The organism is Candidatus Frankia alpina, assembly GCF_902806485.1.
Taxonomy (GTDB): Bacteria; Actinomycetota; Actinomycetes; order Frankiales; family Frankiaceae; genus Frankia; species Frankia alpina.
The window spans coordinates 1-13,014 of record NZ_CADCWT010000139.1 but is presented as its reverse complement, the minus strand read 5'-3'; the positions used below and the strand labels follow the sequence as shown (position 1 = coordinate 13,014).

The 13,014-nt window shown below is 71.5% G+C and carries 18 protein-coding genes; 9 read left to right on the top strand and 9 right to left on the bottom strand.

Annotated elements, in window-relative coordinates; all coding sequences use genetic code 11:
• The 4 genes from G6R25_RS15155 to G6R25_RS15140 all read left to right on the top strand — a co-directional run.
• A partial coding sequence (locus G6R25_RS15155; protein WP_163553473.1) for a DUF349 domain-containing protein occupies window positions 1–1,078 on the top strand: 1,078 nt, incomplete at its 5' end.
• Between the two features lie 333 nt (window positions 1,079–1,411).
• The gene (locus G6R25_RS29320) at window positions 1,412–2,275 is read left to right on the top strand and encodes a helix-turn-helix domain-containing protein (protein WP_163553472.1); all 864 of its coding nucleotides are present in this window, start codon (window positions 1,412–1,414) and stop codon (window positions 2,273–2,275) included.
• Window positions 2,276–2,489: 214 nt separating this feature from the next.
• Window positions 2,490–3,041: a hypothetical protein gene (locus G6R25_RS15145; RefSeq protein ID WP_163553471.1), complete on the top strand. Its 552-nt coding sequence runs from the start codon at window positions 2,490–2,492 to the stop codon at window positions 3,039–3,041.
• 118 nt (window positions 3,042–3,159) lie between these two features.
• Window positions 3,160–4,116: an aldo/keto reductase gene (locus G6R25_RS15140; RefSeq protein WP_163553470.1), complete on the top strand. Its 957-nt coding sequence runs from the start codon at window positions 3,160–3,162 to the stop codon at window positions 4,114–4,116.
• Window positions 4,117–4,143: 27 nt separating this feature from the next.
• On the opposite strand, the gene G6R25_RS15135 is transcribed toward G6R25_RS15140, so the two are convergent.
• Window positions 4,144–4,488, bottom strand: a complete 345-nt coding sequence (locus tag G6R25_RS15135) for a DUF1269 domain-containing protein (RefSeq protein WP_235948550.1) — start codon at window positions 4,486–4,488, stop codon at window positions 4,144–4,146.
• 376 nt (window positions 4,489–4,864) lie between these two features.
• The gene (locus tag G6R25_RS25270; RefSeq protein ID WP_235948548.1) at window positions 4,865–5,209 is read right to left on the bottom strand and encodes a zinc ribbon domain-containing protein; all 345 of its coding nucleotides are present in this window, start codon (window positions 5,207–5,209) and stop codon (window positions 4,865–4,867) included.
• Between the two features lie 82 nt (window positions 5,210–5,291).
• Here G6R25_RS25270 and G6R25_RS15125 point away from each other — a divergent pair, with 82 nt between their 5' ends.
• A complete protein-coding gene (locus G6R25_RS15125; RefSeq protein ID WP_163553469.1) occupies window positions 5,292–5,816 on the top strand; it encodes an O-acetyl-ADP-ribose deacetylase in 525 nt (174 codons plus the stop codon).
• Here the strand turns inward: G6R25_RS15125 and G6R25_RS15120 are convergent.
• A complete protein-coding gene (locus G6R25_RS15120) occupies window positions 5,782–6,645 on the bottom strand; it encodes a class I SAM-dependent methyltransferase (protein WP_163553468.1) in 864 nt (287 codons plus the stop codon). The two genes, G6R25_RS15125 and G6R25_RS15120, sit on opposite strands and share 35 nt — an antisense overlap.
• Before the next feature lie 334 nt (window positions 6,646–6,979).
• On the opposite strand from G6R25_RS15120, the gene mshA reads away from it, so the two are divergent.
• Window positions 6,980–8,284: a D-inositol-3-phosphate glycosyltransferase gene (mshA, locus tag G6R25_RS15115; RefSeq protein WP_163553467.1), complete on the top strand. Its 1,305-nt coding sequence runs from the start codon at window positions 6,980–6,982 to the stop codon at window positions 8,282–8,284.
• 69 nt (window positions 8,285–8,353) lie between these two features.
• On the top strand, window positions 8,354–8,842 hold the full coding sequence (locus G6R25_RS15110) for a type III secretion system chaperone family protein (protein ID WP_163553466.1): 489 nt from the start codon (window positions 8,354–8,356) through the stop codon (window positions 8,840–8,842).
• A 27-nt stretch (window positions 8,843–8,869) separates the two neighbouring features.
• Here G6R25_RS15110 and G6R25_RS15105 read toward each other — a convergent pair whose 3' ends face one another.
• Window positions 8,870–9,436 carry a nitrobindin family protein gene (locus G6R25_RS15105; RefSeq protein ID WP_419469368.1) on the bottom strand — a complete coding sequence of 189 codons (567 nt, stop codon included), beginning with the start codon at window positions 9,434–9,436 and terminating at the stop codon, window positions 8,870–8,872.
• Window positions 9,437–9,625: 189 nt separating this feature from the next.
• Here G6R25_RS15105 and G6R25_RS15100 point away from each other — a divergent pair, with 189 nt between their 5' ends.
• Entirely contained in the window at window positions 9,626–9,985 is a 360-nt protein-coding gene (locus tag G6R25_RS15100; RefSeq protein WP_163553465.1) for a DsrE family protein, read from the top strand.
• A gap of 148 nt (window positions 9,986–10,133) precedes the next feature.
• Window positions 10,134–10,403: a hypothetical protein gene (locus G6R25_RS15095; RefSeq protein ID WP_336501574.1), complete on the top strand. Its 270-nt coding sequence runs from the start codon at window positions 10,134–10,136 to the stop codon at window positions 10,401–10,403.
• A 77-nt stretch (window positions 10,404–10,480) separates the two neighbouring features.
• Here the strand turns inward: G6R25_RS15095 and G6R25_RS15090 are convergent, their stop codons facing one another.
• The 5 genes from G6R25_RS15090 to G6R25_RS27290 all read right to left on the bottom strand — a co-directional run bounded on the left by G6R25_RS15090 (window position 10,481) and on the right by G6R25_RS27290 (window position 12,889).
• Window positions 10,481–10,780, bottom strand: coding sequence for a DUF1416 domain-containing protein (locus G6R25_RS15090; RefSeq protein WP_136446980.1), 300 nt, complete (start codon window positions 10,778–10,780; stop codon window positions 10,481–10,483).
• Window positions 10,781–10,783: 3 nt separating this feature from the next.
• Entirely contained in the window at window positions 10,784–11,617 is an 834-nt protein-coding gene (locus G6R25_RS15085) for a sulfurtransferase (protein ID WP_163553464.1), read from the bottom strand.
• Window positions 11,614–12,033, bottom strand: coding sequence for a DUF4395 domain-containing protein (locus G6R25_RS15080; RefSeq protein WP_136446978.1), 420 nt, complete (start codon window positions 12,031–12,033; stop codon window positions 11,614–11,616). The genes G6R25_RS15085 and G6R25_RS15080 overlap by 4 nt, the downstream gene beginning before the upstream one ends.
• 93 nt (window positions 12,034–12,126) lie before the next feature.
• On the bottom strand, window positions 12,127–12,204 hold the full coding sequence (locus tag G6R25_RS30590) for a putative leader peptide (protein ID WP_374216036.1): 78 nt from the start codon (window positions 12,202–12,204) through the stop codon (window positions 12,127–12,129).
• A gap of 37 nt (window positions 12,205–12,241) precedes the next feature.
• Window positions 12,242–12,889: a thioredoxin family protein gene (locus tag G6R25_RS27290; protein ID WP_235948544.1), complete on the bottom strand. Its 648-nt coding sequence runs from the start codon at window positions 12,887–12,889 to the stop codon at window positions 12,242–12,244.
• Window positions 12,890–13,014: the final 125 nt, after the last annotated feature.

The following is a 13,014-nucleotide window of genomic DNA, read 5'->3' as shown; positions in this document are numbered from 1 at the left end:
CCACTTCCAGCGCCGTTACGACGATCTGAACGCCGAGATCGTGCTGCTCGAACGGCGGCTGACCCTCTGCGGGGTCGATCCGGCCGGGATCGCCGGTAGCGCCCGCCGGCTGCTCGACTCCCTCGCCGAGGCCGCCGTCGTCGGTGATCTCGACGCCCTGCGGGTCCGGCTGGAGGCCGTTCTCGCGCGCACCGAGGAGCGGCGCATCGTGCTCGCCGCCGAGCGGGCCGAGCGGGCCAGCCGGATCGCGGCGGCCAAGGAGGAGCTGGTCGCCGAGGCCGAACGGCTCGGCCGCAGCTCCGAGTGGAAGACCGCCGGCGAGCGGTTCCGGACCCTCGCCGAGGAGTTCCGGGCCGTCGGCTCCCTGGACAAACGCACCGACTCGGCGCTGTGGCGGCGACTCACCGGCGCTCGCGAGGAGTTCACCCGGCGACGCACCGCGCACTTCGCGGCCCTGGGCACCCAGCGGACCCATTCGCGGGAGCGGAAGGAAGCGATCATCGCCGAGGCGGAGTCGCTGGTCGACTCCACCGACTGGGCCGGCACAACCGTCCGCTACCGAACTCTGCTCGCCGACTGGAAGTCAGCCGGGCGCGCGGCCAAGGACGTCGACGACGCGTTGTGGAACCGGTTCCGCGAAGTGCAGGACGTCTTCTTCAGCCGGCACAACGCCGCGAACGCCGAGCGGGACGCGGAGCTGCAGGAGAACCAGGTCCAGAAGGAGCAGGTGCTGGCCGAGGCGACCGCGCTCGACCCGGCCGACACCGAGCGCTCCCTGCGGCGACTGCGCGAGCTGCAGGACCGGTGGGACCAGATCGGCCGGGTTCCCCGCGAGTCGACCGGCGCGCTCGAACGCCAGATGGCGGCGATCGGCGACAAGCTGCGCGACGCTGCGGACGCCCGCTGGGAGCAGCGTTCCATCGCCGCCTCGCCCTTCGTGACCAGGTTGCGGGAATCGGTCGCCAAGTTGGAGGCCAAGCTCGCCCGCGCCCAGGCCGCCGGGAGCTCGCCGGAGATCGCCGAGACCGAGGCGGCGCTGGCCACCCAGCGCGCGTGGCTGGCCCAGGCGGAGAACTGACCGACCCGAGCACCCCCCAGGCCGGCGCCGGCCTGGGGGGTCGAGCGGGCAAACGCCGCCTACCCGGCCGGCCGTGTCCGTCCGTCCGTCCGGACCAGCTGAAACACGTCGGCCTCCGAGCGGAGCAGCCCATAGGTGCTAACTCGCGCGCTTGCCAGAGTTAGCACTCGGACGTATCGTCGATTCCGTTGACGTTACGTTGTGCCAGGCTCCTCGTCCCGCTCCTGGCCGAGCGTCGATCACCGTCGGCGGCGGCGGCGGCGGTCCGGGCGCAGGGTGCCCGCAGCGGTCGGGCGTCGCCCGACCCGTGCATCGAAGGAGGCGTGTGACCCGGTGGCGGCCCTGAATGTGCGCGATCTCGGCGATTTCATCCGGGATCAACGACGCGTCGCGCAGATCTCCCTTCGCCAACTCGCCAAGCAGGCGGGTGTGAGCAACCCTTACCTCAGCCAGATCGAGCGAGGTCTGCGCCGACCGTCCGCAGAGATCCTTCAACAGATCGCCAAGGCGCTGCGCATCTCCGCCGAAGTGCTCTATGTCCAGGCCGGAATCCTGGAAGAACGGGACGGCGGCGAGGACGTCCTGGCGGCGGTACTCGCGGACAATTCCCTGTCCGAGCGGCAGAAGCAGGTGGTGCTCGACATCTACGAGGCGTTCTGCAAGGAGAACGCCGTCGCCGCCCGCACCGGCGCGCCGGCCGGGGGCCCGGACGCGGGCAGCGTCGATGCGGATGCCAGCGCGGATGGCCCTACCAGCGCGGATGGCGGCGTCGGTCCGGATGCACGCGTCGATGACGAAGCGGGCAGTGCGGCTGCTGCCGGCGGCAAGAGGGTGACCACGGCGGCGAAGACCCGCCCCGCGAGCACCGCCCGACGGCGACCTGCCGGGCGGCGGGTCGCCGCCGAAGCGGCGCAGGACGCGCTGGGCGCGGCGGTGCCTGACACCGCCGCCGCGCACCCGGCCGCCCCGAAAGCGCCGAAGCGCCGGAGCACCAGGCGGACGGCCACGACCACGACCACGAGCGGTGGCCCCGCGGGGAGCGGGCGGACCAGGTCGGCCGGCGGCGCCTCGCCGACCGCGGCCACCACCGGCTCCGACACCACCAGCGGCCCGAACGCGGCCGGCACAGCAGCCACCGGGTCGGACGGCGCCCCAGGGTCGGACACGAGCTCCTCCGCCGCAGGCACCGATAGCTGATCGGCCACCCGGGCGTTCACCCGCCGCCTGATGGACGCCGCACCCGTAACAACCGGCCTGGCCACGACCGGGCCGGCCGAACCACCGCCGCGACACCATGTTGACCGCACCACCCTGACCCGACAGCCGCGACCGGAGCACGCCTGGAGCGCCGGCCGAAACCGCAGGAATTACCTACACGAAGACAACGAATCCTCGACCCGAGGGAGACAAGATGGCCACCACCCGCACGACGTCCCGCACTGCGAGCCGCCCGGCCGGTCGGCCCGGTACCCGCCCCAGCGCCCACGCCACCGCCCAGACCCACGGCGACGACGCTGAGGTGAAGGCCGAGATCAGGGTGCCGCTGGCAGAGGTCCGCAAGCCGATCTACGCCTCGGTGGGGGCCGCTGACCTCGCCGTCGCGAAGCTGCGCGCCCTGCCGACGACGACGAGCAGCGAGGTCCGCCGGCTCTCCGACCGGGTCGGGTCGCTGCCGGTACAGGCCGCCCGGGTCCCCACCCAGGTAGGAACCGCCGTGCGTGCGCTGCCGGCCACCGTGACCTCTCAGATCTCGGACCTGCAGGACCGTGCCACGCAGCTCTACAACACCTTCGCGTCGCGCGGGGAGCGTCGAGTGGCGAGCATCCGGCGCAGCCCGTCCACCGAGGAGGCCGCGCATCGCACGCGGGCCGCGGTCAGCCAGACCCGCGCGGCGCGCACGTCGACCCGTCGGGCGGCGGAGGCGGTCGGGCGGGCGGTGGTCGACGCCGCTCCAGAAAAGTAACACCAGGCAAACCTGCACACACAGGGTTGGCTGTGGGCACACAATACCGTGCGCAGGTCGGGTGTCGCCCGCGGACCTGGTGTCTGCGGGCGACGCTCCGGTGTGTTTGATTGGGTGCATGCGCTATCCCCCGCTGGGATCGTCCGGACTGCTGGTGTCAGTCGTTGGTCTGGGATGCAAAAATTTCGGTTCACGCGTTGATCTGTCCGGGACCCGCGCGGTCGTCGATGCCGCGCTTGACGCCGGGATCACATTCTTCGACACCGCCGACACCTACGGGAACAAGGGCGGTTCGGAGACTCTGCTCGGGCACGTTCTGCGGGGCCGCCGCGATGACGTCATCCTTGCCACGAAATTCGGCAACGACATGGGTGGCATGTACGGCCAGAACTTCAGCGCCCGGGCGTCACGGCGATACGTCCGCAAGGCCGTCGAGGGCTCCCTGAGCCGGCTGCAGACCGACTACATCGATCTGTACCAGCTCCACCGGCTGGATTCCTTCACCCCGATCGAGGAGACGCTCGAGGCGCTCGACGAGGTCCTCAAGGAGGGCAAGGTCCGCTACATCGGCGCCTGCAACCTCGACGCCTGGCAGGTCTCCGACGCCGAGTGGACCGCACGGGCCTCCGGCGCCACCCGGTTCATCTCCGCCCAGAACCATTACAGCCTGCTCGAACGCAGCGCCGAGGCGGAACTGGTGCCGGCAACGCTGAAGTACGGCATCGGCGTCATCCCCTATTACCCGCTCGAGAACGGGTTGCTCACCGGCAAGTACCAGCGCGACGAGGCACCGGCGCCCGGAACCCGGCTTGCCGGCCGGCAGGACGAGCTGACCGACGAGATCTTCGACCGCGTCGACGTGCTGGAGACCTTCGCGCGGGAACGGAACCGTTCCCTGCTCGACGTGGCGATCGGCGGACTGGCCGCGCAGCCGGGCGTCGCCTCGATCATCGCCGGCGCGACGAGCGCGGTCCAGGTGCGGGCGAACGCCGCGGCCGGCCAGTGGCAGCCCCGCCCGGACGACCTCGCGGTGCTCGACAAGATCGCCCCGACGCGCCGCCCCGCCGGTTCCTGACGTCCGGGCTGGGCGGTCGCGGGGCTGTCAGGCTGACGCGGGCCGGCGGCCCAGGGCGCGGGCCAGCCGGCGTTCCCGCTCCGCGGGCAGGGTCGTCATGATGACGACCGGATGATGGGGGATCAGCGCGGCGGCGACATCGCCGGCCGCCGAGCGGCGCACCACGGCGAAAATCGCGGCCCGTCCCGGTTGCAGGTACCCGGCGATGCGCCTGACCAGATCGTCGTCCACGCCCGGTCCGTTGATCCGGCTGGCGAGCGCCCCGGCGCCCGCTCCGATCCCGAGGCCGACGAACGGGGCGAGGAACACCGTTCCGATCACCCCGCCGCACAGGGCCCCGCCGAGAGCGGCGGTGCGGGCCGCACTGGCCACCCGGCGGACGTGACCCGGCCGCTTTCATCCCGCCAGACCAGCGTGCCGTCGGCCAGGTCAAGCCGCTTCTCTCGGCGTAGTCGGCGGCCGAGGGACCAGGCCTGCCGTGCCTGCTCCACGCTGTCGAACCCGAGAACCACGAGCTGCTCGGCCATCGCCGCCGTCCCTTCCAGCCTTTCGGCTTCCTCTCCTGCCCCGAACCCGGTCACTGCCCCGCACCCGGTCCTGGTCCCGGTCCGGAGCCGGGCGTCTCCCATCGGATCGCAGTCTCCGGCAACCCGCAAACGCGCCACTCCGTGCGGCCCCATCCGATCCGTTGTCGGGCGGATCCGGCGATGCTCCCATGACTCCTCCGTCCTCTGAAGGGGGCAGCTTCTCAGGCCGAAGCCTGAAGGGCCAGCCCGACCCGAAGGATGTTGATCGCGGCGTTGACGTCGGCGTGGTCGGTGTGACCGCACACGACGCAACGGAACTTCTCCTGTACGACGCGGTTGGCCTGCTCGCAGTGCCCGCGGACCAGCCTGAGGGCGGCCTTGTGCGCGAGGTCGAGCCGCTGGCGGCGCACCTTCCCATGCAGCGTGGCGACTCTCGCCACCGCCTCCCGGCGCCAGGCCGACCGATCGATCGAGATGCCGGTTTCGGCTGCATACTGCTCGACCTGCTGCTTGAGCTCCGGTGGGACGCGGAGATTCAGCGACTCACGCGGGGCCCCCTTAATCACAACCAAGATGCTACCAGACTGGTCGCATCTCGTTCCGATTCCCCTGACGCCTGAAGGCGTCAGTCCCCTCGAAAGGACCCAGATGGTGCATGTGACCCTGCAGCAAGGCGACATCACGCTCGTCGATGCCGACGCCATCGTCAACGCCGCCAACAGCGGGCTGCTCGGTGGCGGCGGGGTCGACGGCGCGATCCACGCCGCAGGCGGCCCGGAGATCCGCGCCGCCTGCGAGCACCTGCGCGCGACCTCCCTCCAGCGAGGGCTACCGACCGGTGAGGCGGTGGCGACGACGGCCGGCCGGCTCGCCGCCCGGCACGTCATCCACGTCGTCGGCCCGGTGTACGACCCGGCCGACGACCGCTCCGCGCTGCTGCGCTCGGCCTACACCCGGGCGCTGCAGGTCGCCGACGAGCTCGGGGCGAGCAGCGTCGCCTTCCCCGCCGTCAGCGCCGGGGTGTACGGCTGGCCGTTGGACGACGCCGCCCACCTGGCGGTGACCGCGGTCCTCGCGGCGGACACCCGGGTCGCACAGGCGCGCTTCGTGCTGTTCGACGATCGGGCGTACCGCGCGTTCAGCGCGGCGCTGGCGGCGGCCACTCGACGGTGAGCTCGCCCAGCCGCCAGCGCCTGGGGTTACCGCGCACCGGCCAGCCCTGCGCCCGCAGCTCGCCCGCCGCGGCGATCCAGCGCTGCCGCGGCGAGAACACCGCCCGTGGCGCGGCCCGTTCCCAGGCCCGATCGAACGCCGCGAGCAGGCGGTGGACGTCGTGGCCGGGCACGTTGTGTTCGATCAGTGCCTTGGGTAGTCGCTCGGCAAGCTCGGACGGGCGGGTGAGACTCGGCAGATGAGCCGAGAGGGTCAGGGTCGGCCGGGCGCCGACCCGACCAGCGGCGAGCCAGCCGGGCGCCTCCCCCGGGGCCGGCAGGCAGAACCAGCAGGCCCGCCGGCCGATTTCGTCGCAGGTGCCCTCGATGAGCAGGCCGCCGGGTGCCAACCGCGCTGTCATCGCCGCCCAGGCGCCGGCGACGGCCGGTTCGGGGTACTGGCGTAGCACGTTCAGGGCGCGGACCAGCACGGGACGTTCGGCCGCGAGTGGCAGCTCGAACCCGCCGCGGGCGAAGGTCGGGCCGGACGGCCGGGCGACGCCGGCCGCGGCGGCCACCCGCTGCAGGTCGAGCTCGAGGCCGACGACACGCACCTGCGGGCAGGCGGCCCGCAGCCGCTGGTGAAGCTCGACGGTGGTGACCGGCGACGCGCCGAAGCCGAGATCGACGACGAGGGGGTTCGCGCTGCCCCGCAGCAGGGGGCCGGCGGCGTCGAGCAGCCAGCGGTCGACCCGCCGCAGCCGGTTCGGCGCCGTGGTACCCCGGGTGGGTGCTCCGAGAGCGCGGGCCCGGCCGGCCGCGAGACGCGGGGCGCGGCTGGGATTCGGCACCCGACCAGCCTCGCAGATCGGCTTTTCCGGTCGAGACCCCACGCTCCGCGGCGACAACCCGACCGGGCGGTCGATCGCCCGGTCGGGCGGGCTTGCGGACGCGTCCGCGTCTGTTTCCTTACAGCTTTGTGACCGCCGGATCGGCGGTCACACCGCACGCACCCCTCTGACCAGCATTGACAGCAACTTCTGCGGTGTGCCGCCGCAGCCGGGACGGGGGGGCGACCAGTTGACCGGACAACGGAGCGGGTAGAACGGTGGTGTCGTGTCGGTCTTATGCGGGGTGGGTCGTGCCGGGCAGACGACCCAGACAGATGGATGCGGAGGTGCGCCGGTGCGGTTGATCAGGAGCAGTGCCGCGGCCCGCTCCGAGCTGGACCGGGGCGCGCGGCCCCGGCGCGTGGCGATGCTGTCGATGCACACCTCGCCGATGGAGCAGCCGGGCACCGGTGACGCCGGCGGGCTGAATGTCTACGTGGTGGAGCTCTCGCGACAGCTCGCGACGCTCGGCGTCGAGGTCGAGGTGTTCACCCGGGCGGTGAGCAGCAAGCTGCCGACCTCGGCGGAGCTGGCCCCGGGCGTCACGGTGCGCCACGTCGACGCCGGGCCGTTCGAGGAGATCCACCGCGAGGACCTGCCGGCGTGGCTGTGCACGTTCACTGCGGACGTGTTGCGCGCCGAGGCGGGGCACGAGCCGGGCTACTTCGACGTTATCCATTCGCACTACTGGCTGTCCGGCCAGGTCGCCCTCGCGGTCGCCCGGCGGTGGGGCGTGCCGTTCGTGCACACCTCCCACACCCTGGCCAAGATCAAGAATGGCGCACTGGCCGTCGGGGACCGCCCCGAGCCGCCCGGCCGGCTGCTGGGCGAGCAGGAGGTCATCGCCGGCTCCACCCGGCTGATCGCCTCCACCAGGGACGAGCGCGACCACCTCATCGACCTCTACGGCGCTGCCCCCGACCAGGTCGACGTCGTAGCACCGGGCGTCGACCTGGAGATCTTCCGGCCGGGTGACACGGCGCAGTCGCGGGCGCGCCTCGGCCTCGACCCGAACGGCGACCTGCTGCTGTTCGTCGGGCGGATCCAACCACTCAAGGCGCCGGACCTGCTGCTGCATGCCGCCGCCGAGCTGCTGCGCCGTGATCCAACCCGCCGCTCGAAGCTGACCGTCGCCGTCGTCGGCGGGCCCAGCGGCTCGGGGCTGGAGCAGCCGGATGCCCTGGTGAAGCTCGCCGCGGACCTGGGAATCTCCGACCTCGTTCGGTTCCAGCCACCGGCGCCGCAGCATGAGCTGGCCCACTGGTACCGGGCAGCCACCGCCGTCGTGGTTCCCAGCCACAGCGAGAGCTTCGGCCTCGTCGCACTTGAGGCCCAGGCCTGCGGCACGCCGGTGGTCGCCGCCGCGGTCGGCGGCCTGCACACCGCCGTCGCCGACGGGGTCTCCGGCCTGCTCGTAGCGGGCCGCGACCCGGCCCGCTACGCGGACACGCTGGACCGGCTGCTGCGCCAGCCGCACTGGCGCAGCCGGCTCTCCGCCGGCGCGGTCGGCCGGGCGGCCGGCTTCGGCTGGTCGGCCACCGCCCGCGGAGTGCTACGCAGCTACCGGCACGCGCTGAGCCCCGCCGCCGTCGCCGTCTGACCGGGCCGGGTGGGAGGATCGTCACCGGATCCGGCATCGTCACAGCTGCAAGCGGGGAGGTCTCGGGTCATGACGGCACCCAGCGACACGGCAGAACGCGAGCGGCTCGACATCCTGATCACCGACGCCCTGGCCGACCTCGACCTCGCCTACGAGCGCATCAACGCGGGCTCGTTCCTCGTCACCCTGGAGGGGGAGCACAAGCTACGCACGATGACCTGGCTCGTCGTGCAGGACCACACCCTGCTGGTCGAGGCGTTCTTCATGCGGGCCCCCGCGGAGAACGCGGCGAGCACCTACGCCTTCCTGCTCAGCCGCAACGCGAAGACCTACGGCGTGCACTTCTCCATCGACCGGGTCGGCGACATCTTCCTGACCGGGCAGATCCCGCTGCTCGCGGTCACGGCCGAGGAGATCGACCGGATCCTCGGCTGCGTCGGCACCTACGCCGACGACAACTTCGACCCGGCGATCGCCCTCGGATTCGCCTCGGCGATCGAGCGGGAGAAAGCGTGGCGGGCCAAGCTCGCCGCCGGCACCGCCACGAAGCCCGGCTGACCGGTACCCGGCCGGCCCCGGTACCGGTCAGTCCGTGACGCGGTGCAGGCGCGCCGACAGGTGCGACTGCAACGGCTTGCCCTCGGCTTCCATGTCGATCGCGTAGGCTAGGTCCCCGCCCTCGACCAGCCCGTAAAGCCGCACCGAGCGGGTGACGTCGCGGGCGGTCGCCGTGCGGATCAGCACGTTGTGGTCCAGATCGATGCGGGTTCCCGTCACCGCGCCGACGTAGATCTCCGCGATGCCGAACGGGTGCACCAGCGTCACCTCGACGGTCTTCTTGCCGTCCTCGCCGGGCTGGACACGCCAGAAGCCGGTTTCGGTGGCCAGTGGGCTGCCCGGTTCCCGGCCGTCGCGCGGCTCGTCCGCCCACCATGTGTGGGAGACGTAGCCCAGGGCCGGCCGTCCATCGGCGGCAAAGGTGATCTCCTGGCCGTAGTGAAAGCCCTCGAGATCCTCGTAGCCGCCCACGCCCTCGCCACGCCAGGTGCCGACGAGGAAGGCCAGTGGCAGCAGGCTGGCGTGCAGATCGGCGGTACCGGTCGTGGCCGTCCGCGGCCGCCCGGCGGCGACCGACCGGTCCCGGGCGCTCAGCGCTGCCCCTCGTACAGCTTGTAGACCACATAGCCGGAGAACCAGGCGATCAGGACGGACATCGCCACCAGCAGCCCGGTGAAGAAGTAGTGCAGCACGCTGCGCAGCCTAGCCCCGCGCCGCGCCGACGTGGTCAGGCGGGCCGTACGACGGCCCGCCGGGGACCTCCGATGAGGCAGACTGGGAACCATGACCCGTCCGCTCGTCGTCAAGGTCACCGCTGGGGTGGACGCGCCGGAGCGCTGCTCGCAGGCGTTCACGGTGGCGGCGGTCGCCGTCGCCGGTACAGATGTCTCGCTCTGGCTCACCGGCGAATCCGCCTGGTTCGCGCTGCCCGGACGGGCCGCGGAGTTCGACCTGCCGCACGCCGCGCCGCTGCCGGACCTCCTCGCCGGCATCCTCGCGGGCGGCCGGGTCACCGTGTGCACCCAGTGCGCGGCCCGGCGCTCGTTCGGCCCGGACGACCTCCTGCCCGGCATCCGCATCGCCGGCGCGGCCGCATTCGTCGACGAGGTGCTCGCGCAGGGAGTCCAGGCCCTCGTCTACTGAGGTGCTCCCGGGCTGTTGAGGCGCTCGGGCGGTCTCACGCCGCCCTGAAAGCCATTACAGAAGCCACCGCAGGCGCAACAACAGACCACGAACGGGACACGTCGAAACGCATGCCGGCGGCCATCACATGCGCTTTCATGATCGCATCATGGCAGACTCCGACATACTCTTCGCGGTGGTCCTGTTCCCGGCCGCCGGGCAACGCACCGTCCGCCGCATCATCGGGCCGTTCCCCGACCGGAGCTCCGCGGTCGCCTTCGCCCACGACAACGGGCTGCGCTGTTTCTCGGTGGGCCCGATGCACTTCGCGGTGCCGACGACGGTGCCACCCGGCGCGGGTTTGCTGAGCGGTTCCCGCCCGGTGCTGCCCGCCGCCGCCCACGCGAACGCGGAACGCAGCGGTGCCATCCGCCCCTAGCCCATGAGAAAGGAGACAGCGGACGATGCCCGCTGTCTCCTCTGCCGCGCCAGCCGCGATGTTGCCAGCCGTACCCCTCAGGCCGTGACCTCGACCTGCGTGTCGATCGGCTCTCCCTGGCGAGCGACGACCTTCTGCTCGCCGCTCGCGCCAGGCACGAGCGCTCGCACGGTCCACTGCCCCGGCCGCGCAAAGAAGCGGAACTGGCCGGTCGCGGACAGCGGAACCTCCGCGGTGAAGTCGCCGCCCTCGTCGAGCAGCCGGGCATAGCCGGTCGAGACCGGCTCGCCGCCCCGCACCACGACGCCCTGGATCACGGTCTCCTTGGCCACGTCAATTCCCTCCACAGACGGTCCACCGCGGGTCGCGCCGCACATGCCTCACGCACCCTTCTCGATCGGCACGCCCACCAGCGAGCCGTACTCGGTCCACGACCCGTCATAGTTCTTCACGCTCGGCAGGTCGAGCAACTCGTGCAAGGCAAACCAGGTATGCGCCGAACGCTCACCGATGCGGCAGTAGGCGATGATGTCCCGCGAGAGGTCGACGCCGGCCTCGCCGTAGAGCTTGGTCAGCTCGTCATTGCTCCGGAAGGTGCCGTCCTCGTTCGCGGTCTTCGCCCACGGAATGTTCTTCGCGGTGGGGATGTGCCCGGCCCGCTGAGACTGCTCCTGCGGCAGGTGCGCCGGAGCCAGCAGCTTGCCGGAGAACTCGTCGGGAGAACGGACGTCGACGAGCGCCCTCTCGCCGATCGCGGCGACGACCTCCTCGCGGAACGCGCGGATGTCGGTACGCGGCTCCTTGGCGGTGTAGCTCGTCGCCGTCCGCGGGGAGATTTCGGCGGTCAGCTCACGGCCCTCGAGCTCCCACTTCTTACGGCCGCCGTCGAGCAGCCGGACGTCCGCGTGGCCGTACAGGTTGAAGTACCAGTAGGCGTAGGCCGCGAACCAGTTGTTGTTGCCGCCGTAGAGCACGACGGTGTCGTCGTTCGCAATGCCCTTGCCGGACAGCAGCTTCTCGAACTGCTCGGAGTTGACGAAATCCCGGATGATCGGATCCTGCAGCTCGGACTTCCAGTCGAGCCGCACGGCGCCCGGAATATGCCCCTTGTCATAGGCGGAAACGTCCTCGTCGACCTCAACCAGAACGACCTTGGGGTTGTCGCGACTCGCCTCGACCCACGCGGCGTCGACCAGTGCCTTCTCGCGGCTCATGCGCGCGCTCCTCTCACGGTGATGGAACGGAAGAAAAGATAAATCTGGCACCCGAGACAGAATTCAAACGCCGCATTGAGGAAGGCCGCGATGAAGGCGGCCGCAGCGGCGATGAAACCGAGGACGGAAATGCCCGACAGGAACCCCGCGACCCCCACGGCGCCGAAGATTGCACCGACGAGCTGGGCGAACCGGGGCGGAGCCGCGTCCTCCGTCGTCGCCGGTGGCCCTAGTCGCGGCCGGACCAACACCCGGAACAGCAGGCCGTAGGGGGCGTATCGCACGCCGGCCACCGCTCCCACCGCGAACACCACGGTCTGCGCGAGCAACAGCCATCCGCTGCCCGTCACGAGCACCACGGCGAGCACGACCGAGGTGACGGCGGCGGTGAACCGCAGGCCACGAGGATCTACCACGAGACTTTCTCCTGACTCCCGGTTCGAGCTACCCGGTCGGATGCGGAGAGATGCGTCGGGGCAACTGATCACATCAGGAGCGCCGACCCGCGATCAGGAAAGACGACACAAGCAGCTGCCCACGCGGCACAGGTCGACCGCGCGGCGCTTCACAAGCTGCGTCCGGAACATGGTTCGTGCCACGGTAGCAGCGAAAGTCACGTCTGTGTTAACCCGTCGACGACGGTTCCGAAGAGTCACTATTTGCCTGATTGGTCCCTTCTGTCGGGAGGATCTCCGCGAGGGTCGCGAACACTGCCTGCCGGGTCGGGGGCGCACCGCTGGCGCGCCTGACCTCACGGCCGGAGGCATCGACGATCAGCACCGTGGGCGTTCGTCGGACACCCAGCCGGCGCACCAGGGCGAGCTGCGACTCCGCGTCCACCTCGACGTGGCGGACCCCGGGCACCACCGCGGCCACCCCGGCCAGCACCTGGCGCGTCGACCTGCACGGCGCGCAGAACGCCGTGGAGAACTGCAGCAGCGTCGCCCGCTCCCCCATCGCCTCCCCGAGCGCGGCGAACTCGGCCCGCAGCCCACACCCCGCACCCCCGGAATCCGGCACCTCGGCGGAACCGGACGCCTCACCGGACCCGATCGCGTCGGGGCCGATCGCGTCGGAGCCGATCGCGTCGGAGCCGATCGCGTCGGCGGGTCTGGTGGCTCCGGATGACTCAGCCACGGCGTCCACCGGCCTCCCCGCGGCGGCGAGCGACCGTCCCCGCGCCGAGCGGAACCGGCCGTCCCGCGCGCGCATCACCGTGCCCAGCAACACCGCCAGCACGACGGCTCCGACCAGTACCCAGGCTCCCGTCACAGCTCCTACAGCAGCCCAGCGGCGCCCGCTCTTCCCGGGCCGGCACCATCTCTTTCCGGGCCGGCACCAGGGCCCCGGGAAGATCGTTCTAGGTTGCGATCTGCTACGCGGAGTATTGGCCCCGT

Excerpts from the sequence above, each read along its gene's own strand:
- G6R25_RS15095 (WP_336501574.1), top strand. The coding sequence starts at position 10,134 with ATGGCAGACTCCGACATACTCTTCGCGGTGGTCCTGTTCCCGGCCGCC.
- G6R25_RS15085 (WP_163553464.1), bottom strand. The coding sequence starts at position 11,617 with ATGAGCCGCGAGAAGGCACTGGTCGACGCCGCGTGGGTCGAGGCGAGT.
- G6R25_RS15140 (WP_163553470.1), top strand. The coding sequence starts at position 3,160 with ATGCGCTATCCCCCGCTGGGATCGTCCGGACTGCTGGTGTCAGTCGTT.
- G6R25_RS15100 (WP_163553465.1), top strand. The coding sequence starts at position 9,626 with ATGACCCGTCCGCTCGTCGTCAAGGTCACCGCTGGGGTGGACGCGCCG.
- G6R25_RS15090 (WP_136446980.1), bottom strand. The coding sequence starts at position 10,780 with ATGTGCGGCGCGACCCGCGGTGGACCGTCTGTGGAGGGAATTGACGTG.
- G6R25_RS15125 (WP_163553469.1), top strand. The coding sequence starts at position 5,292 with ATGGTGCATGTGACCCTGCAGCAAGGCGACATCACGCTCGTCGATGCC.
- G6R25_RS30590 (WP_374216036.1), bottom strand. The coding sequence starts at position 12,204 with ATGTTCCGGACGCAGCTTGTGAAGCGCCGCGCGGTCGACCTGTGCCGC.
- G6R25_RS15145 (WP_163553471.1), top strand. The coding sequence starts at position 2,490 with ATGGCCACCACCCGCACGACGTCCCGCACTGCGAGCCGCCCGGCCGGT.
- G6R25_RS15110 (WP_163553466.1), top strand. The coding sequence starts at position 8,354 with ATGACGGCACCCAGCGACACGGCAGAACGCGAGCGGCTCGACATCCTG.